Origin of the sequence: Priestia megaterium (genome assembly GCF_023824195.1) — a bacterium.
In the GTDB taxonomy this organism is placed as follows: domain Bacteria; phylum Bacillota; class Bacilli; order Bacillales; family Bacillaceae_H; genus Priestia; species Priestia megaterium_D.
This window is the reverse complement of record NZ_CP085442.1, coordinates 2,029,629-2,051,035: the sequence shown is the minus strand read 5'-3', so window position 1 is coordinate 2,051,035 and position 21,407 is coordinate 2,029,629. Positions and strand designations below refer to the sequence as shown.

17 protein-coding genes are annotated in these 21,407 nt (G+C 30.1%); 9 read left to right on the top strand and 8 right to left on the bottom strand.

The window, feature by feature from the left end; all coding sequences use genetic code 11:
* The first annotated feature begins 108 nt into the window (after window positions 1–108).
* Window positions 109–921, top strand: coding sequence for a hypothetical protein (locus tag LIS78_RS10300; protein WP_252285126.1), 813 nt, complete (start codon window positions 109–111; stop codon window positions 919–921).
* A 417-nt stretch (window positions 922–1,338) separates the two neighbouring features.
* Here LIS78_RS10300 and LIS78_RS10295 read toward each other — a convergent pair whose 3' ends face one another.
* Window positions 1,339–2,196 (bottom strand): glycosyltransferase family 2 protein, encoded by an 858-nt coding sequence (locus tag LIS78_RS10295; RefSeq protein WP_252285125.1) that lies wholly within the window; start codon window positions 2,194–2,196, stop codon window positions 1,339–1,341.
* A gap of 317 nt (window positions 2,197–2,513) precedes the next feature.
* On the opposite strand from LIS78_RS10295, the gene LIS78_RS10290 reads away from it, so the two are divergent.
* The 3 genes from LIS78_RS10290 to LIS78_RS10280 all read left to right on the top strand — a co-directional run bounded on the left by LIS78_RS10290 (window position 2,514) and on the right by LIS78_RS10280 (window position 5,614).
* The gene (locus LIS78_RS10290; RefSeq protein WP_252285124.1) at window positions 2,514–3,722 is read left to right on the top strand and encodes a glycosyltransferase family 4 protein; all 1,209 of its coding nucleotides are present in this window, start codon (window positions 2,514–2,516) and stop codon (window positions 3,720–3,722) included.
* 132 nt (window positions 3,723–3,854) lie between these two features.
* Window positions 3,855–4,487: a DUF1796 family putative cysteine peptidase gene (locus LIS78_RS10285; protein WP_252285123.1), complete on the top strand. Its 633-nt coding sequence runs from the start codon at window positions 3,855–3,857 to the stop codon at window positions 4,485–4,487.
* Window positions 4,488–5,050: 563 nt separating this feature from the next.
* On the top strand, window positions 5,051–5,614 hold the full coding sequence (locus LIS78_RS10280; RefSeq protein ID WP_252285122.1) for a class I SAM-dependent methyltransferase: 564 nt from the start codon (window positions 5,051–5,053) through the stop codon (window positions 5,612–5,614).
* Between the two features lie 305 nt (window positions 5,615–5,919).
* On the opposite strand, the gene LIS78_RS10275 is transcribed toward LIS78_RS10280, so the two are convergent.
* Complete coding sequence (locus tag LIS78_RS10275) at window positions 5,920–6,507, bottom strand: hypothetical protein (RefSeq protein ID WP_252285121.1); 588 nt, start codon at window positions 6,505–6,507, stop codon at window positions 5,920–5,922.
* Between the two features lie 760 nt (window positions 6,508–7,267).
* Between LIS78_RS10275 and LIS78_RS10270 the strand changes: the two genes are divergently transcribed.
* A complete protein-coding gene (locus LIS78_RS10270; RefSeq protein WP_252285120.1) occupies window positions 7,268–8,440 on the top strand; it encodes a glycosyltransferase family 4 protein in 1,173 nt (390 codons plus the stop codon).
* A gap of 127 nt (window positions 8,441–8,567) precedes the next feature.
* On the opposite strand, the gene LIS78_RS10265 is transcribed toward LIS78_RS10270, so the two are convergent.
* Window positions 8,568–9,254 carry a glycosyltransferase family 2 protein gene (locus LIS78_RS10265; protein ID WP_252285118.1) on the bottom strand — a complete coding sequence of 229 codons (687 nt, stop codon included), beginning with the start codon at window positions 9,252–9,254 and terminating at the stop codon, window positions 8,568–8,570.
* A gap of 501 nt (window positions 9,255–9,755) precedes the next feature.
* Between LIS78_RS10265 and LIS78_RS10260 the strand changes: the two genes are divergently transcribed.
* Window positions 9,756–11,576: an ATP-dependent nuclease gene (locus LIS78_RS10260; RefSeq protein WP_252285116.1), complete on the top strand. Its 1,821-nt coding sequence runs from the start codon at window positions 9,756–9,758 to the stop codon at window positions 11,574–11,576.
* A 119-nt stretch (window positions 11,577–11,695) separates the two neighbouring features.
* Here the strand turns inward: LIS78_RS10260 and LIS78_RS10255 are convergent, their stop codons facing one another.
* Together LIS78_RS10255 and LIS78_RS10250 are read right to left on the bottom strand one after the other, a co-directional pair.
* A complete protein-coding gene (locus LIS78_RS10255; protein WP_252285114.1) occupies window positions 11,696–13,852 on the bottom strand; it encodes a type IA DNA topoisomerase in 2,157 nt (718 codons plus the stop codon).
* Between the two features lie 215 nt (window positions 13,853–14,067).
* Window positions 14,068–15,267, bottom strand: a complete 1,200-nt coding sequence (locus tag LIS78_RS10250) for a hypothetical protein (protein WP_252285113.1) — start codon at window positions 15,265–15,267, stop codon at window positions 14,068–14,070.
* A 121-nt stretch (window positions 15,268–15,388) separates the two neighbouring features.
* On the opposite strand from LIS78_RS10250, the gene LIS78_RS10245 reads away from it, so the two are divergent.
* Window positions 15,389–15,619: a helix-turn-helix domain-containing protein gene (locus LIS78_RS10245; protein WP_057273015.1), complete on the top strand. Its 231-nt coding sequence runs from the start codon at window positions 15,389–15,391 to the stop codon at window positions 15,617–15,619.
* A 149-nt stretch (window positions 15,620–15,768) separates the two neighbouring features.
* Here LIS78_RS10245 and bshA read toward each other — a convergent pair whose 3' ends face one another.
* A complete protein-coding gene (bshA, locus tag LIS78_RS10240; RefSeq protein WP_252285112.1) occupies window positions 15,769–16,914 on the bottom strand; it encodes an N-acetyl-alpha-D-glucosaminyl L-malate synthase BshA in 1,146 nt (381 codons plus the stop codon).
* A 266-nt stretch (window positions 16,915–17,180) separates the two neighbouring features.
* The gene (locus LIS78_RS10235; RefSeq protein ID WP_252285111.1) at window positions 17,181–18,044 is read right to left on the bottom strand and encodes a LysR family transcriptional regulator; all 864 of its coding nucleotides are present in this window, start codon (window positions 18,042–18,044) and stop codon (window positions 17,181–17,183) included.
* A gap of 91 nt (window positions 18,045–18,135) precedes the next feature.
* On the opposite strand from LIS78_RS10235, the gene LIS78_RS10230 reads away from it, so the two are divergent.
* Window positions 18,136–19,047, top strand: coding sequence for a DMT family transporter (locus LIS78_RS10230; RefSeq protein WP_252285110.1), 912 nt, complete (start codon window positions 18,136–18,138; stop codon window positions 19,045–19,047).
* Between the two features lie 196 nt (window positions 19,048–19,243).
* Here LIS78_RS10230 and LIS78_RS10225 read toward each other — a convergent pair.
* Window positions 19,244–20,394 (bottom strand): IS3 family transposase gene (locus LIS78_RS10225; RefSeq protein WP_252285109.1). Its coding sequence is split into 2 segments (ribosomal slippage): window positions 19,244–20,142 and window positions 20,142–20,394, totalling 1,152 coding nucleotides; the frame shifts between segments, so codons are not numbered across the junction.
* 505 nt (window positions 20,395–20,899) lie between these two features.
* Here LIS78_RS10225 and LIS78_RS10220 point away from each other — a divergent pair.
* Window positions 20,900–21,370 (top strand): hypothetical protein, encoded by a 471-nt coding sequence (locus LIS78_RS10220; RefSeq protein WP_252285107.1) that lies wholly within the window; start codon window positions 20,900–20,902, stop codon window positions 21,368–21,370.
* Window positions 21,371–21,407 lie beyond the last annotated feature (37 nt).

Here is a 21,407-nt window from a genome sequence, read left to right as displayed (position 1 = left end):
AGCTAATATAAATAAAAACAAACTAGTCAACTGTCATTAATACAGTTCTTCTTTTAAACTCTCACTCATACTATGGTATTGAGTTTTTATAGTTTAGGAGGGGAAACAGTGACAAAATTATTAATTGCTTGTGTTGCGGAAAATACTGAAGAGTTTCACTTTAGAACAATCACTTTATTTAAAACTATCCAAAAATTTGGAGGGAATTTAGCTAAAGCAAAATTAGCAGCTATTTTTATTGATGATGTAGAAGAATTAGTAGCTGAACAATTAAAAAGCATGGGAGTTATAGTAGATGTAATGAAACCTTACGGAGAAAATTTCCAAAGGAACTGTAATAAGATTAGAATGTTGGAAATCGATGAAGACTATGATGTTTTAGTTGCACTAGATTGCGATATTGCTGTTACCCGAGATTTTTCTTCTGAAATATCTACTGATGAAATCCGTGTATGCGATTCTTTAATAGATCCACTCACACTTAGTGAATGGGAGTATGTCTACGACTACTTTAACCTTCCTATTCCAGAAAACGAAAGAAAAATTCATGCAAATAGCTCAGTTCTCTTTATTCCAAAAAAATATGTAAAACCATTAAGAGACATTTGGTTACACTATTGTGATTTGGTAGGTAAGGCCTTTTACTCTAATGATCAATGGACTAAATTAGGTGAACATATATGGTTTACTGAACCATTCGCCCTTTCCTTAGCCTATGTAGATAAAGGAATAGAAAGAGATTTATTGCCCGCAGAATTTCATATCCATATAAATGGTTCTCATCAAAGTTGGGCTAATAAACTTCATCCTTACTTCCTTCATTATCACCACAATATAACTGAGGACTGGAAGCTGAAAACAACTGGCATGGAAATACCAGATCAATATGTAAAGATGGTTAACAACTTACTTGAAGAATAATTTATGCTTACAATTATTATAAATTATTAGAAGTGAATAAAAAGCATATGTAAGCAACTTGGGTTTTATTTTCTATAAACTTAACCCAAGTTACTTACATTTAATTAGATTATTGAAGCTCATAAAATTTTTATAAATTAGTTTAAAAATTCATATGTGCTTATAGATGCCAATCGGTAACTATATTTCCCTTAATTATATTAATAGAAATAAAAACTAAAAACCGGTATGGTTGGTTGCAACTCCATTTCTTCTTTTCATTAGAGTAATAACATATTATTTAGTAGTAAAATTTTTTATTAGTTGTTACATATTAAAGTTTTAAAGTTTTTTTATCAGTCATAAGTTTCTTTAAAATTATCAATCATAATAATTTGTTAAATCATATTTTCAATACTCGTTCAATAATCTAGCTTCCTAGAGTATTACGCTTGGTTTATATCTATTAGTACGTGCCACAACTGTACACCATTTTAATATGTTATTATCCTCTTCTTTCCATGTATGGTTATTCTTGTTATCCCTTCTTAGATAAGCTAAATTATATTTATCTGCTGAAAATATTTTAAAACCTTTCTCAATGCTATCCTGACAGAAATATACATCCTCCAAAAGAGTGACATCCCGGTACTGAACAGAATCAAATACTTTTCTTTTCACAATCTTTTTTCCTCCATCTAGAAACGAGCTTGCATCTAAGTATTTATATTCCTGTGAGCGATTTCTTATTGCTAAGATATTTTTTTCTTCTAAGTATAGGAAATATGTAAGTTTTCCAACAATATCTGCATCTGTGTATAAGAAGGCTTGCATTAAATCATTTAAATAATTTGGTGCATAATAATCATCATCATCAAATGTTGCAATAAAATCGTAATTAGATTTCTCTACGGCAAAATTATAGCACTGTCCCAAAGAAACTTCTTCTGGAAGTTGGTAAACAAAAATATTCTTTTCCTTTTCCGCCTTTATTATCCATCTGTTAATATCTATATCATCTCTATTTAGGACGATAATAAGCTCCTTTTTTTCATAAATCTGACTTCGGTAATTGTGAAATATATTCTTTATAAACTGAGGCTTATTTGTACAAGTAACTATGGAAACACTCTCTTTTTCTACTTTGGAGTATTTTTCACGTAGCCCTTTCAAAAAACATTTGCTGTACTCAGGAACCACCAACAGTTCTGATATACTTTTGCTTTCTTCTCTTTGAGACTTCAAAGGTACAATATCCTTAAATAATTGTTTAATTGTTTCCGGGGTACTATTCATCTATTTATCACCTCTTTAATTGGTTTCTAATATAATAATATCTCTTTATAGAGAGTAGAATGGGTTTTTTAGGCCTAGGTTAAGATGGTATATGCACAATGTCTTCCTAATGTCTTATCTAAAAAGTAGGTATTTCGGCTAAACAACCAATATTTCTTTCTAAGCTATCCATATGCTTTTATGGAGAAATCATGTTATAAAATACAAGGATAATGCTAATTAAAAATCTTAATTATCATAAAAATAAATTTTGAAAATATCATACTGTAGGAAGCTAAAAAAGCTATAATATAAAGTGGTAAAGGAGAGGCTTTTTCATGATCAAAGTTTTAGTAATGAACCATTTCCCTACTATTTATCCTCCAAATACTGGTGGCGTACTTAGATATTTTCACCTTTATAATCAACTGAGTAAATTTTATGACATCACACTTTTATCCCAGAAATATACTCCGGAAATTGAAATAATCAACTACTCTAACACATTTCGAGAGTTCAGGATCCCTACAGATGAGATTCAACATAAAATTGATGAAAAATTATTAAACGAAGGTATAGAACCTCGGTTTTCTACTCATGCTGCCTTAAGTTGCGCTTTGATGACGAATCCTCCACCTTTATTTCTTAAATATTATAATCAATTTTATAAAAGAAGCGATATTCTCATTCATGAATCTCCTTTTTTACTTAAATATGATATTTTTTTTGGATTAGATAACAAACCGAGAATTTATAATAGTCATAACCTTGAGTCAGAATTTGCAAAGCATGTCTGGATTGGGAGAAACTCGCAAGAATATATTAAGCATGTCACTCATTTAGAAGAAACTTTAGTTCAGGAAGCTACACTAGTCTTTGCTACCTCTAAAGAGGAAAAAGCAAATTTTATAAATACCTTTAATGCTGATCCTATGAAAATAAAGCTTGCACCAAATGGCATTCTACCAGAAGAATGGAAACCAAGGGTAAATAAATCAGCTTATGATTCAAAAGCAAAAGTCTTTTTTATTGGGAGTATGCACCAGCCCAATATTGATATAGTAAATTTTATTGTTTCGGAGTTAGCAGATAAATGTCCAGATGTAGATTTTATAATAGCTGGTCAGTGTAGTATTGAGTGTTCTAATGTTTTTAATCAAAATGTTACGCTCTTAGGTGAAATTGATAAGAAACAAAAATTAGAATTATTTTCAGAAGTAGATATTGCAATTAATCCTGCATTTTTTGGTACAGGAACTAAGATAAAAACATTAGAATTTCTTTCTGCTGGCATTCCATTAATATCAACAGAAGTAGGAGTAAAGGGAATGCGTCTTATTAAAGGAACACATTATTTTCATGCTACAAGAGAAAACTTCGCACAAATTTTGAACGAAGTTTCGAGAGATACAGCATTATTAAAAATGGTTGCTGCTAATGGAAAAAAATATGTTAACCATCTTTATTCTTGGAAAGCGACAGCAAAAAAGATAGAACGACAGCTAAGTACTCTTCATAATAAAGTGTCTAGCATCTCCTCAATTTAGAATAGGAATGAATATGATTAGAGTTATTTAAGCAATATATCTTATATTTTCTGTATAATCTAACTTTTCTATGCTTTTATCAAAATAGATTAGAATTTTTTATATGGAGCTTTATAAAGGAGCTGGTTCATTTTGAAATTTGAGACAGTTAAATCTTCTTATAATACAATAATTAGTTTAGGATCTTTTTGCCAAATAACTTATCAGTTAGAGAGAAAGAAGCTAAAGAACTTTTCTGGCCCTATTGATTGGATGTTATCATCTTCTCTAACCAGTGTTAATCGGTTGTTAGAGAATAAGTTTAAAGACTTCATGGCTTACCACAACTTAACAGTAGAAGGTGCTGCAAATGTTGATACTTATATAGTTAAAGATAATCTCTACAGTATCGAATCTTACCATGATTTCCCTATTACTTCAGACGGAAGAGACCCTCTACATAACTATTCAATATTTAAAAATAAACTAGATATTCGAATCAATAATTTTTTTAAAAAATGTACCTCTTGTGATTCGTTATTATTCATAAGAATGGAAGCTTTTCCTTATGAGGTGATTAAGCTTAATTCTATATTAAAAAGAATTGTTAAAAAAAATTATACGATACTTGTTGTTAACTTTTCACCAAACCAAAAGGTAATTGAACAGAATTGGGGAATTCCTAACGTTTGTAATGTAGAAATTCCTAATACACTTTCAACTAGATGGCAAGGCTGTGATTCCTCATGGGACCAGATATTGACGGGAGTATCATTGCAAATTTAACAAATTACGTAATTTTATATAGTCTTAGAAATTTCATTAGTTTTATTATAGATTTTATTTTAAATAACAGGTTTGATATTTTTACCAATAAAATAAAATTTCCTCTTTCAGTTTCACAATATTTCACTACATAATCTCCGTACTTACCCCGCATATCTTATACGTTATATTAAATTTCTTCATAATAAAAATAGTATCACCTATATATAGGCCATACCAAGTGTGATAACTCTCTAAGTATATAGTTACTGACCTCTATTGTCTAATAATAGTTACTTCAGGCAATAAGTTTTTTATTGGTACAAATTGTTATTGATATTTATAAGAATATTTCTTTATTAATGATGGAAATGTACCTGTAAAACTTACCGTCCTATTTTTTTATCTATTTTATGTAAACACAAGTCTAATTTAAAAGCTCTTTTTATACATAATAAAATCCCTATGCTATAAAGATATTAGAAAATTTAATAAAGATTGGCCTCTTGACTACACGAATTATTAACTACAATCATAAAATAATACATGTCTATATAAAATTTAAAACAAGGAACGATTATACAATGAAAACTATTAGATGCATATACGAACTACTTGCTATTGTAGAATATACTGAAGGCTGGTTATCTAATTATGAACAATTCGGACTCTTACATTTGCCTTCAATGGTAGACCATTTGCCTGGGGATATAGTTGAAATTGGTTCATATAAAGGGAAAAGTACGATAGCATTAGCTCTTGGAAGTTCTATAATGAGCACACAAAAACGCCCAATCTATGCTATTGATCCGTTTAATGACTCCTATTATTATTCTTTTTGGGGGAATATAAAATATCATAGGCTTGAAAACTTTGTTATTCCAATTAAAAAGCTTAGCACACATGCTTATGAAGATTGTCCTCAATCTATTGCAGCACTATTTATTGATGGTGACCATGAATATACTAGTGTGAAGCATGATATTATGTATTATGCGCCAAGAGTTGTAAAAGGAGGGCTTATCGTTTTCCATGATTATTCAGAGCAATTTCCAGGAGTTCTTAGGGCTGTAAATGAACTTTGTAATAATGAAGCTTACGAATTTGTTACAATATATGATAATTTGCTATTTGTTCGAAAGCTATAAGTAATTAGAAAACAATCTATAATTTTTTTCTTAAATATATCTAGTATTCCATTTTTATGATAGTAGAATGTATTATTGAAAACAAATTCAACACCACCATATGAAATTATAAATCTCCTTATCCATTCTTTTCTAATTAGGAAAGAGATTATCCCCTTATAAAGTTGGTTTAGGCTAATTCTTCTTATAGTGTATTTTTCCATTTTTTAAGTTTCTTCCAACTAAATATACATTCATATAACAAGTCTTTAAGTAATATCGTCCTTCATGCAATATTACTCAAAGACTTGTACATTAATTTCCCCCTAACTCTCAATGAAGAAAAAATCTTTATACCGAAAAAATGTAGCTGGATCCGCCTGCTCAAGCCCAGGTTCTATAGGGTTAAAAATACTGCCAACAATTACAGACATCTCAAGAAGACCACCTATTGGTTGACAAGTATTTCTACAAATATTAAAATTTCCTTTTGCTGTAACACGATAAATAGCATTCCTTTCGTCCGTTCCATATTCAACTTCTCCTGGAACATTTCTTTCAATTCTTGTACATGTATGAGGTTTTACCACATATGTACCCAAATTAATTTCAATTTCAGGGATGTCTTCGAATATAAGAATTTCATCACAGATACTATCTTCACTTTCAGGCTGTAAACATACACTAAGTGTAATCGATGCTTTTAATTTTTTTTTAGAACTGGGATTTTTAAGAATAACAATTATTCTATCATTTTCCCTGCCTACTTGTATTTCAGAGTCCACTTCCAAAGGTACAAGAAATGGTCCGGTCGTTATCTTCACCTTTTTTTCTAGCCTTTTATCTTTTTTTGACTCACCACTCATTCCATTATATGTATTTTCATAAGACTTTTTTTTTGCTTTTTTTGCCATTCTGTGTACCCCTTTCCATACAATAACCTTTATATCTCGAATAAGTTAATTAATTGTCTTATTTACAAAAATCACTTATTAGACTTGTTATATAACTCAAACTTTTTCAGACATCTTTCTATTTATTTATATTAAATGCTTAAAATCTTAGAATTAGAACAAGCTAATAAGATATATCCGTAGCTACTTAATGCTTTATGAATTCTAATGAAGAACTCTATTCACAATAGCAACTAACTAATAAACAATAGCTTTATAATTAACATGTATTTATAAAGGGAAGAAACTGTATAAGTAATTTTTCTTTTTACTACTCTATACAAATTAGTTTTTTAATTTTTATTTCAAACATTTTAGAAAGCATCTATATAATTGCCCTTTTTTGTTTTAATCAGCCACAGAACCTAATAGGGGATATTGTTGTATTTTTTAAATTTTGTAACAAACTACAGCTTTAATAACCTTATAAATAAAAAAGCTTTGTACACAATCTATAAACGATATAACTAATCAAAAATTCAAAGGAATATGTATTATGAATAAGAGAAAATAGGAAAATTTCAAACATCAATTTAAAAGATTTGCATAAGTATTATTCTAACAAAATGGAAATTTTGCAAATCATATAACACGTAAAGAGGAATATACATTTCTAAAGATATTTACTATAAAAATATCCTACATATATTGTTTTATGAAAGAGAATAAGGTCATTACAACACTTTATAAGGTAAAATTTATAAAAATATAAGGAGAAAAAATGAAGAAAATACTTGTAGTTAATCACTTTCCTACAGTTTATCCTCCAATAAGTGGAGGTACTATAAGGTACTTTCATCTTTATAATGAACTTAGTTACTATTACGATATTACTCTCTTATCTCAAACTTATAAACGTAAAGGCGGTATTTTTCATTTTTCATCCACGTTTAGAGAATACAGAGTAGAAGTTGACAGCTATTATTACAATATCTTAAAAGATACTCAATCTTCTGAAGCTACTTATGAAGATACATTAATTACAAATACTCAACTCTCAGAATTGCCTACAGTATATAAAAAATATTTCAATCAGTTATATGAGACCCATGAAATTATTGTCCATGAATCTCCATATTTATTAGGCTATGATTGTTATTTAGGATTAGATAATAAACCTAGGATTTATAATAGCCATAATCACGAATATAGATTAGCGAATCAGATTTGGCAAAATAAACAGGCAAGAAAGTTTCTTCCAGCTATTTATCAGCTAGAGTATAAATTGACACAGTACTCTAATTTGATATTTACCACTTGTGAAATGGAAAAACGTAGTTTGATTTCTATGTTTAATTTAGATCCTAAAAAGGTAAAGGTAGCTCCAAATGGGGTTTCCCCGAATGAATGGATTTATAACGAAAAGAAACCCCGGTTAAAACCAATGGCTCTTTTTATAGGGACAGACTACCCTCCTAATAATGAAGCAGTTAGCTATATCATTCATCATCTCTCTGATAAATGCCCTGATGTAGAATTTATTATTGCAGGTGCGTGTTGTAATAATTTTTTAAATTTCAAAAAATCTAACGTTACATTATTAGGACGGGTTACACACAAGCAAAAACTAAAACTTTTTGCTTGTGTAGATATAGCAATCAACCCTATGTTCACAGGTGCTGGTGTTAACTTAAAAACTTTAGAGTTTCTATCTGCTGGTATCCCTTTATTTTCTACTTATTATGGTGCTCGAGGATTAAATCTTATTGATAAAAAACATTACATTCATGCAGAAAAAGAAAATTTTTCCGATAAAATTAATGATTTCATTTTTAATCAAAGAAATTTAAAACAGATTTCATTCTATGGACGAAAATATATTAATAAGCATTACTCTTGGAGCAACATAGCTAAAAATATGTATGAGCAAATAGAAAATATGATAACCACATAGATACTTCTAGCTCTTTGTATCACATATACTTCTTCATTTCCGCCTATGTTACTATTTATCTCTTATTATAGGATTTTATAGTTATCTAGGTCATTAGATAACTATAAAACCTATTACATATAAAATTTCAACTTTCAATGAATGTCTTATAATCAATAGTTTCGCATATAATAGAGGATTTTTTTAAAAGAATATTGTTATCGATATTCCACGTATGATGACCATCTTTTTCTGTTCTCAAACACACATAATTGTTTCTATTCATGGAATATAACTTGAATCCATTTTTAACACATTGCCTTATAAAAATAGTGTCTTCTCCTAAGTTTAATTTTGGAAATAGGATTTTTTCACTAATTTCTTTTTTAAATATCAATGTCGCTCCTTTTAAACCTTGCGTTACAAAGCGATTTTCTTTACCTGGTTTGTGTAATGCAAGAACTTTTTTGTTTTCAAAGTACATATAAATTGTTCTTTTACCTACTAAATCTACATTTAATCTATTAAACACTTCCATGGAGTCATTAAGATACTTTTCTGCATAATAGTCATCGTCGTCGAATTTTGCAATAAAATTATACCGTGCTTTCTCTATTCCGAAATTTAGACATTCACCCAAAGTCTTTTCTTCTTGTAACTGATAAACAAATGCATTTGGAACAGTTTCTGCTCGGATTTTCCATTTCTCTATATTCATATGATCTTTATTCAAAATAATAATTAGCTCTTTTCTCTTCCATGCTTGATTTTCATAATTCTGAAAGACATTTTCCATAAAATTTTGCCTTTTTGTACAGCATATAATTGATATCATCCTAATCCTCCTTTTTATAAATCGAATACTATTGATACCGACATAGTTGTTAGTAATTAAGATATTCATGATTTACTTATTAATTCTGTTAAAATTCAGTTATGGAAGTTTTAGGATATTCATTTCTCCAAAAATATTATATAAAATTAGTGAATTTCTTATGCAAAAGTAGACAAAATCACATTGTTTATCATCATAGAGATTTCATAAACTTTAGAAAAGTTTATATAGTAAATATTAAAAACATTTTACATTTTTTCCCATTTTAGATACCTCCGGCTAATTATCAAGATTTCTAAACATATGTTCCGAATACATTTTATCGTCAAATTATCCTATATAGTAATTTAGTTCCATACAAATTAACATTAAAACATAATTGAAATATGAAACATATGCGAAAAGTTTCATATTTAATTTACAATCTTTAACTTATTTTGCTGTCTAATTATTTAACTTTTCTTTATAATAGGAAATAAGAATTAAAAAGGAGGAATTGTTTTGAAAATAAAAACTGTTGAAATAAAGCGTTTTAAGTCCATCTACGAACTAACATTTTCTTCTGATAAACTATCAGCTATCGTAGGTAAGAATAACTATGGAAAAACAGCTATTTTTGAAGCTATTTTAGTTTTTTTTGGTAAGAATAAATTAGAAAATAAAGACCTTCATATGCATGATTCTAAAGTATTACCAGAGATATCTATAACCTTCCAGCAAGTGGATCCTGAAGACATTTCACTCCTTTTAGGATCATCATATGATCTGGATCATGCATATGAAAATTACTTAGATGGAGAAATAACCATTACTCTATCTTTTAAATTGAGTGATAATAAATTTAATTCTAAGTATACAGTTCAACCTGACAACATAAGAATTCCTCCGCGAATTCTTGCAGATTTTCTCCCAGATATCAGGTACATATCCTCAATTAGAAATCCTTCAGATAATACCTTTAGTAAAAAAAATAATAACTTGAATGAATTAATGTCTCTCTTGTTTGATGATGAGAATGGAGATAGCATCGAATTAAATGGACATACCTTTGAAATAGATAACATAAAAGAAGCATTAAAAAAGCATGAGGAGCTCAAAGTTAAATCTCTATCAGAAGAGTTAACTTCTAGGTTCCAGAATTTAATCGGTAACACTTCATTGTCAATTAATGTCCAAGTAGAACAAACGGAAATTGTACATTCTCATGAAACCAAAATTATTGATCATGACATTAAACCATTACAAAGTGCTGATGCCAGCTTCAGCCTATTATCTAGTGGAACAGGCATGCAAAGTCTTATGATTTTAGCTATTTTAGAGGCATATGTTAAATATAATATTGACAAAAAATTCATATTAATAATTGAAGAACCTGAAGTTTATTTACACCCTTCTTTGCAAAGGAAAATGATAAACGTTTTAAATCAATTAAGCACTTCTAACCAAGTTTTTATTTCTACGCATTCACCTATAGTAGTTAGTCAACTAAACCAGCACGAACTAGTCTGCATAAAAAAAGACAAAGGCATTACACAGAAAATAGACAGTGACCCTACCTTTATCATTAACGAACTTGGAATAAGACCAGATGATATATTCCAATATACAAAAATATTATTTGTTGAAGGTCCTGATGATAAAACTTTAGTTGAGTCAATTATAAATAAGTTAGGACAAAAAGACATAATTGATTCATCACTTATAAATAGCCTGAAGATTGTTGATGTAGGAGGTATTGATACACTAAACTTTTACGCCAATGCAAAAATTTTAAATGCAATGAACCATATCCATAATTCTAATTACCAATTTTGGATTATGGTAGATTCTGATGGATACTCAAAAAAAGAGGTCCAATCTAGAATAGAGAAGAACGTATCGAGCTTTTCTAATATATATAACCAAGAAAACCTGTTAATACTAGACGAGTATGCAATTGAGTCTTATTTTATAGACCCTTCTATTTTATGTAACTTATTTCAAGGGTTAGATTTCGAAAGCACTAAACAACTATGTGAAAAATACTTCAATATATATAAAAGTAATTTAACTGGACTTGGAAATAGCAACCATGCTAATTTCCAGCAAAAATTCAAACCTAAGCATTTTTTTGATACTAAACAAGCAATGTTCTATAAAAAAACATGGACTTTAACCGATGATGAAATAAACACACTTGAAAAGACTCAATGCCAATGGTCGCATAAAAACATTGATCAATATATAGAAAAATTACCAATCGAGATTATTCAAAAAACAAAAATGTCCGAATTGACAACAAATATAAAAAGTATATTTGCTCAATTAAAAACCAATTATTAACATCATCATTATTTCTTAAACTTTGATAAAAAATAACGTAGAAAATGAAAGTTGTACCTCGTTCTAAAATTAGAATGGGGTACAACTTTTGATTTTCTATGAATATAAAGAAAAAAACATTAATTATCAAACTCCATCTTCCAACTAAAATACTCATTATCAGCATTTTTTTCATATCTTAAATTAGCATCAAACTTATTCCCTTTTTTACTCGTTAGACCTTTTACAGGAGCAATACCATTCTTTAATAATGCCTTTACCATAGTCTTAGTAGGTTTCTTTTTCATTGTTGCTAAGAACTTGTCATTTTTCCAAATAACAAACTTGCAGCCATTTTTCCAATTACTACAGCCAAATCCTTTTTGACCTTCAATAACAGCATGTCCACAAACTGGGCATTTCCCCATTACTTCATTTTGCTTACGCTGGGAAGTTACTTCGTTAATAGTCACTTCTTCCTCATTCTTAATCGTTTCTACTGATTTTGTAGTAAAGTCAAAGATTAACTGTAAGAATTCCTCTTTCGTAAAGCTTCTTTTCTCAATATCATTCAACGATTTTTCAAGACGACCTGTGAATTCAAGGTTAAATAAATCTTTTATAGGGAATGTCTCAACAAGTTTTCTTCCTAGTTCCGTACACAGTAAATTTTTATTTTGCGTCGCTATATAACCAACATCTTTTAACTTTTTTATCGTTTCAGCTCTTGTTGCAGGTGTACCGATACTAAATCCACTTAAAATAGCATTTAAGCTTTCTTCATCCGTACCTTCACCATCATAATTCTTCCCGCATGTCTCCATAACTCGAAGTAACGTTCTTTCTGTATGCTGCTTAGGAGGCTTTGTAACGTGTGTAGTGATTTCATGCTTTATTAAGTCTACATCATCATTAATTTGTACCAGAGGCAGAATCGTGTCTTTGGATTGAACCTTCTCTACCTTCTTCCATCCTTCTACAAGCTGAACTTTTCCTTTAGAGATAAATAAGCCCTTTAAATCAGCACCTGCAATTTTGGTTTCAATTCTTGTTTCTTCATACTCAGCCACGGGCATGAATTGCATAATGAATCTATTTTTAATTGCCTGATAAACTTGTTCTTCATCAGTTGACAATTTTTTAGGTTTCAAATAAGTAGGTACAATAGCACTGTGGCTCTCTACTTTAGAGTTATCAAAAATTCTTTTTGATTTAACAAACTTTATTTCATCTTTGTATGGCAAATCTTCTGATAGCATTTCTAAAACTTTCGCTGTTTTCCCTACCAGACTTTCTTCAAGGGCCACGCTGGCCGTACGTGGATATGTGATAAATTTTTTCTCATATAGAGATTGTGCCACTTTTAATACTTTATCAGATGTCCACCCTTTGTATTTATTTGTAATATATCCTTGCAGGTTAGATAAGTTGAATAAAAATGGCGGATATTCTTTCTTTTTTTGTACCTGCTTATCGCTTACAATTCCTGCTTTATCAGTTAGTGCCTGCTGAACCTCTTCTAACGTTTCTTTACTTTTAAATTTCTCTTCTTTTCCTTCAATATATGTTCCTTCATACTCTTGTTCATCTTTAGTTTTAAAAGTTGCTTGAAGTTTGTAATAGTTTTCTGGAACAAAATTCTCAATTTCTTTATCACGATCATAAATAATCTTTAGAGTTGGCAATAACACTCGACCGATGTTCAACGCTTTTCCTTTACCTTTTTGATATTTAAGAGTAGCAACAGATGTCAGATTAATGCCGATAACCCAATCAGCCCATTGACGACTAACACCAGCATCTTGTAAAGGTCTTAATTCTGTATTCAGCTTAATATTTTCTAATCCATTCATAACCTCAGCAGGCGTCCATTCGTTTAATAATAGCCTATAGACCGTTTTATCTGTCTTAAGGTTATAGATGATACTATCACCTATGACTTGACCTTCACGATCATAGTCACAAGCTGAGATAATTCCATCCACATCCTGCCTCCTCATTAGACTTTGGATAATTTTCAGCTGTTTTTTGGCGCCTGTATCAGGCTTTTCTCTATCACGAGGATTACTTTTAACTTTATACTTAAAGACTTGAGGAATAAAAGGGAAGTTCTCCATTTTCCACGTAGACATTTTATCGTCATAATCTTTTGCATCGTATAATTGAAGTAAATGGCCAAATGCCCATGTAACAATATAACCATTTCCCTCAAAGTAACCGTCTTGTCGACCTTTTATTTTTAATGCATCCGCAATATTCTTTGATACGGATGGCTTTTCTGCAATAATTAACTTCATCTAATTAATCACCTTACATTTAAAATTTCCAAAATAAACTGACTCAATTTTATTATTTTATCATATAAAAGCCTGTTGCAATATAAATGGGTAGCAAAGTGCTCTAGGTGAGGTACTTACACATCTAATTTGTAATTAAGTATTTTCATAAAATCAGCATCTTGTTCGTACTCATTATTCGTAAAATACTTCAATTCAGATTTTGTAAGTAAAAATCATTCTGTAGAATTAAAAAGTGGGTGGCGTTGTTGTTTGAATTTTCTTTTTAGATATGATTCCAAGTTAAGAGCATTTAAGCTCTCTATTACTTTTATTTCATTAAGCTTTTTCGTAGGAAAATGCTCATTATAACTTTCTGTAGCTTTTAGATATCTATTGGCTAAATTCTGTTTGGTGACCCCTACTTTAACCGTGTTATTTTCAGGGCTGCCATACACATATAAAAGATGATACATACCATGTGTCTTTATTAATTTAAAGTTATACTCTATCTTATTAAATGACCTAAGCATCGTATAAATTTCACCAGGAAAAACTCTATTGATAATATATTTTTCGAAATTAATATAATTTTGTTTAGCCATTACTTTCATCTCATTATGAAATTTCCTAAATGAATAATTTCTTTGTATTTTCTTTTTATTTTTTAATATTTGATAAAGAGTCCCAACCTCTACAATTCTTTCGTTGTACTTTTCAAAACGCTTATATAAGCTAACATAGTGCAATTCCTGTAGAAGACCTTCAATATATCTCACATCTCCAACCTCAACAGCTCTTGCATTCCAGCTATACCCTTCATAAAAATTCTGCCATTTTTCAAGATACAAACCAATCTTTTCAAGAATTCTCCTTGCATCAAAATCTAATTTAAAATTGTTTTTATAGAAACAACTTTCGTATTCGGCTAACTTCTCTTTAATCTCATAAATGATCTTCACTCTTCTAACCTTTTGGTTTCCCATAACGAGTAATTTCTTAATCAGTAATAGGGCCTTTTCCACAATGTTTATTATGTATTTTCTATGTTTATATTTAAAATCATTTTTACTTGAACTGTAATACTCAGTAAGAACCATTAACCTCGATAAATCTTTTCCTTGATTGTTAATTCTTTCAACATACGAACGATTTAAATTAATTAAATGATTATTTTGATATTTTAATCCATTTAATTGCTCTATAAAATTTTCATTTTCTACTTTATATATAGTTAAACTTTTGTTTACTTTTTCATATTCCTTCTCTATATTACTAACGTCTTCTTTTAATTTTTCATTCTCTATTTCTACCTGACTAAGTTTATTTTTTGCAATGTTTAGCTCGTATCTAATTAAATCCTTGGCTGTTTTCTCAGTTAAAAATCTTTCCTGAAAATAATTAATGGCTTCTTTCATTTTTCTATAAAGGTGCACTCTACTAACCCCCTTCTATTACATATATTTTATAAAAAAACGCCTATGTAGACTATAGTCTGTAGAACAAAGCTTACTGCTCTTTAAGAATAGTTTTATAGACTTTTAGGAGCGTGGTTTCTTGGACATTGAGCAAGCATTTGGAATCGTAATAAAGAAATATCGTCTAGAACGTTCCATGAGTCAGGAAAAGTTGGCTTTTGGATCAGATTTAGACCGTACTTTCATAAGTCTTTTAGAGAGAGGAAAAAGAAAGCCTACCATTAATACATTGTTTTCCATTTCAAATGTATTAGAAGTGAAACCATATAAAATAGTAAAAGATGTAGAGAATCTTTTACAGAAAAAATAAAATTCAAACTGACGGCTTATTAATAAAATAAAAAGAAGCAGCTACTGGAAGCTACTTCTTTTTATTTTTTAAAACTTTAATGCAATTTCTTTCACACTATTAGCTCTTCCTCTTCAAACTAAAGAGGCGTTGCTTTTTCAGAAAAACTATTATACTTGTTCACTTCGTCTAATTAAGTTGAAATAAAGATCTTCATATTGCTTTACGATGAGGTCGGCTCTAAATTTTTCATTTGCAACTTGAATAGATCGATTTGAAAAACACTTATGTATATTGTCATTCGTTAAAATATAAATGGCTTTATCGGCAATGGTATTTATATCGCCTAGCTCACAAATAAACCCAGTTTCTCCATCAATAATAACCTCTGGTATTCCTCCAATATTGGTACCTATGCAAGGAACCCCACAAGCCATCGCTTCTAAAGCAACGAGTCCGAAACTTTCTTTTTGAGAAAGAAGTAGCATTAAATCACTCATAGAATATAGTTCTTCCACGTTACTTTGCTTACCAAGGAATAGAACCTTACCTCTTAAGTTTAGTTCACTAACGAGGTCACAAATAATCGTCACTTCTGGTCCGTCTCCAACAAGTAAAAGCTTAGCTGGTATGCTCTCTGCAATTTTTGCAAAGGTTTTTATAACATCAGTAACACGCTTTACTGCTCTAAAATTTGACACATGAATAATGACTTTCTCTTCTTGTGGGATACCATATTCTGCTTTCAAATAAGTTGAATCTATTTTTTGATAAACTCGTTCATCAATGAAATTATATATAGTTTCAATGGGCTTATCAGGCTTAATTAGATCATAAGTTTGGGAGATTAATGATTTAGAAACAGCTGTTACAGTATCGGATTTTTCAATTCCAAATCTAATAGCATCTGTTAGAGATGGATCCTCTCCTAAAACAGTAATATCTGTGCCATGTAAAGTTGTCACGATTTTCACATTTCTCCCACTTATTTGCTTAGCTAATATAGCACAAACTGCATGAGGAACAGCATAATGAACATGTAAAATGTCTAATTCTTCTCTATTAATAACCTCAGCCATTTTATTGGCTAATGCAATATCATAAGGTGGGTATTGAAATACAGAATATTGACTGACTTCAACCTGATGATAATAAATATTACAATTTCTTTCCTTTAATCGAAAAGGGAGACTAGAAGAGATAAAATGAATTTTATGTCCTTTTTCAGCTAACATTTTTCCCAACTCGGTTGCGACTACTCCTGAGCCACCCACTGTTGGATAGCATGTGATTCCAATCTTTAGTTTCATATTCATTTTACTCCTCCTATTTACTCTTTTATCAATTTATTTCATAAAAAGCTCTTTTGGCTTTAAGAAATTGATTTATATTTTATTTCATAATGAATTTTAGAGAAATCATTAAATATATATGAATGATGTTTATTTATATAACTCAGTTATGGATTAGTGAACATTCATTTTTTTCTTACACCTCTAGCTCATGCAGAACTAACTTGACCTTTCAATATGGAAGATTTATAAGTATATCCCCTACGAATCTATTTAACATAATGGGGATTTTAGGAAGAGACCATAATGTTAATGAATTCCTTGGTTGCAGGTGTTACTTCATTAAAAGAGTGTGTAATTATACCAATATGGCGAGTTATTCTTGGACTAATCTCTTTTATGATTAAATTATGAGATACAGAAGAGAGTGTGAAGTTTGAAATAATCCCTATACCTAAATTATTTTTAACCATACTAATTAAAGTTTCAGCACTTTGAACTGTTAAGCTTTCTTTAAACTTAATATTATTTGTTTCGAATGCTTCTGAAATAGCAATCTCGTGTCCTCCTTTACAAAAAATGATATCGTCCTGATGTTTTCTCAAATTAACACTTTTTTCTTGATTTAAGCTATGGTTATCAGGAATTATTGCAACCATATGATCTTTGTTTAGTATTTTGTATTCATATGGTTCAAAAGGAGATGCAACTATCCCCATATCAATAGTTCGGTCCCCTACCCATTTTTTAATTTGATTAGAAGTCCCTTCTATTAATTCTATATTTACAAGTGGATATTTTGCCCTAAATAATGCAAAAGTTTTAGGTAACATGTTTGTTGATGCAGCTGGAAAAGAACCCACTTTAATTTTCCCACTAAGAAGTTTATTTTCCTGATTAGCGACTTGATATATTTTGTTCTCAATACCTTTCATTTGTCTAGCCAATACCAAAATTTCTTTTCCTACTTCAGTAAGCATTAATCCATTTTTTTTATCCCTGATAAATAATTTGACATTTAAGTCTGTTTCTAAACTCTTTACTGCTTTACTTACTGCTGGTTGTGAAATAAATAGTTCTTTAGAAGCTTCTGTAATACTCATTTTTTCTGCGACTTTCATAAATAATTCTAGATTGTTCATGTTCATAACCATTTAGTTATCACCTTATTAAAAATAATGTATTAGAGTTATATGAAATTGTACCATACTATGTAATTACATATAAAAGAAAGGAGAACATATTATGTTTAAAGTTTTTTTAGGAATCATCTCTGTTACTCTTATTTGGGGATATACATGGGTTACAATGAAAATAGCAATTAGCGACATCCCCCCGTTTTTATTTTCATCTTTACGTTTATTAATAGGGGCAATTCCTTTATTTATCATTTTAATTATTCAAAGAAAAAGACTCTTTGTAGATAAAGAAAATTTCAAGAGATATCTCATAATGAGTTTATTAATGTCATTAGGATATATGGCTATTCTTACTTATGGTATGCAATTTGTAGATTCAGGAAAAACGTCTGTTTTAGTATATACAATGCCTATATTTGTCACAATCCTTAGTCACTTCAAATTAGGTGAGAAAATTAATATTTATAAAATGGTGGGATTAATTTTTGGCCTACTAGGTCTTTTATTTATTTTAGGACTAGAAATTACTAATCCTGATACAAAAGTGATATTCGGAGAATTATTAATTTTATTTTCAGCCCTTAGTTGGGGATTAGCCAATGTTTTTAGCAAAATTAGATTTAAAAATATAGATGTTATTCATATGAATGCTTGGCAACTTATTATAGGAGCATTATTTTTATTTATTCTCTCTTTGATATTAGAACCAAACTATTCAATCGAGTGGTCTAATAAAGCACTGTTATCATTATTGTTTAATGGTTTGTTTTCGACAGCCTTTACATTTGTAGTTTGGTTTTGGGTACTTAAAAAAATCAACGCTTCGAAAGCCTCTATGGCATTAATGTTTGTTCCCATACTGGGTATTATATTTGGATGGCTACAACTTGGAGAAAACATAACGATTAGTATTGTGATTGGATCATTTTTGATATGCGCTGGTATCTTTATGAATACGTGCAATTTTAAGAGTAATAGAAAAACAAAGAAAACAGAATCACCAGCAATTGAACGTTAATTAAGTAAATTCTCCATGTTGAATAGCATCCAACTATTTGAGCAAGCTACTTAAGATGCTGAAAAGTATCCCTTATAAAATCTCAATTCTTATCGGAAAAACTACCTTTGCTAATTGAACTGCACCCCAATTGTTAGACAAAGAAACTCTAATGATTCTGGACTTGTCAATATTTACTGGACACTAAGTTAGGCTACTATGATGAATAGGCTTTTTCATATTCAATAGGGGAGAGATAATGCAGAGAAGAATGCATTCTTTTGGTATTGTAATAGAGCTCTATATATTTAAATACTTCTTTTCGAGCTTGTTCTGGTGTCGTAAATTTTGCACCATGAATGAGCTCTCTTTTTATGGTCTTATAAAAAGATTCCATTAACGCATTATCATAAGGATTTCCTTTTCTACTGACACTTGAGACAGCACCATACTTTTTCAGTATGGCCTGAAAATTACTACCTGTATATTGGGAACCCTGGTCTGTATGGATAATTAATCCTGTTGGAGGATGTTCTTTCTTATACCCTTGTAAAAAAGCGTCTATCACAAGAGAATCTTTCATCCGTGTACTCATAGACCAGCCACTCACTTTTCTCGAGTACATATCTACAAATACCGCAAGGTATAAAGTGCCCTTTTGAGTAGGGATATAGGTAATGTCACCGACCCATATTTTATTTCGTTCGTCTGTATGAAAAACTTGATTTAAGAGGTTGGGTCTTTCTATAGAAGGTGATTTTTTATTATAACGTTTATAGCGATACCGACTTCCTTTCGCATACAGGTTCATTTGACGCATCAGTTTTCCTACTCTTTTTCGATTTACCTTGATTCCCTTCTTCTCAAGAACCTTTGTAATTCTTAAGGATCCATACCAGCCCTTATGTTCCTTAAATATCTCCTGTATTTCCGCACGTAACACTTCATTCTCTAAAGCCCTTTTAGAAGGTTTTCTCTGTAAATATTCATAGTAACCTGATCGTGAGATGTTTAATGTTTTACAAGCCTTCTTGATGTTATAGTTGTGTTTATTTTCTTTTAAGAATTGAAACCTTACACATTCTTTTTCTTCAAGAAGACCCGGAACTTTTTTAATAAATCAAGCTCTTTTCTAAGTTCTTCATTCTCACGCTTGAGCTTTTTCATTTCATACTGGGAATTATAAAGTGCGCTCCCACGGCCTGGAAACGCACTTTCCCCATATTCTTCATATTCACTTATCCAACGATATAGCGTATTAGGATGAATAGATAATTCTTTCGCAACCTCTTTTACAAATAGGTTCTCTTCTAGCACCAACTGAACTGCAGCCATTTTAAATTGACGATCATAAACTTTTCTACCCATAAACTGAATCACCTTTTTCTCTTAATTTAGTGTCCAGTTTATCGTACCATCTCCAATTCGCTGCTTAGATAAAGGGTCTAACTTTTTGGGTTCAGTTCATACTGGGTGGCTTTTTATTTTGTTAACGATAATAATTACTTTAACATCTTGTAATAGATTTAAATATATTGTCCATAAAAGTATACGTTTACGGACTTTCCTTTCGAATATGAAATCTATCAATTTTGTCGTTCGTTTAGGTTTTAATTTTAATTACGAACGTCTTTTTTAATTAATACACTTTTGCGAACGGTTAGACTTAAACAGAACAATCTTTATTGTCTTTATTTAAATTCTAATTGTATAAACAATTTATTTCTTTAGACAGAATAAAAACCATCTGTAGAAGTTGATCCGAAAATTTAAATAGGAAGATATGATTTGTTCTCCCTGTTAAGACAACAATCCAAACTTTTATATAAAAATTGCATATTATATAGAAAATTATTATATAAAGGAGATAACAATGGCTAGAATTCAGAACTTCCCTCAAAGTTTGCTCATTGAACATGATAGATGGCATAGGCAACATATGAACATGGGTCAATTGCGTTCAGGTGATGGAGTAGAATTTCTTTCATTTCACCGTAATTTTATACAAGAAGCTTTAGAATGGTATGATACTGAAGGGTTAAACCCGAGATTAGTAGAACCTTGGCGTTCAATTCCTACCGCAATAAAAAGACATCCTGGATGGACCAGAGAACTTCAAAATGCTGAAAATCGAATTGTTAGAAACTTGTCATCCTTCAATTCGTCCGATGAGTTAGGACGCTTTTTACAAACTTCTTCTCTTCATGATGCCATTCATGTGATAGGTAGTGAAGTCTTTAATGAAAGTGATTTTGGTCGAATTTCAAGAGCTCCACGAAGCACGCTTTTTTATAATTGGCATGGGCTTATCAATAATTGGTGGAGACAGCTAGAAAGGTTATAAGCTTAACAAAAGAATAGAGGATCATTATAAAAAACTA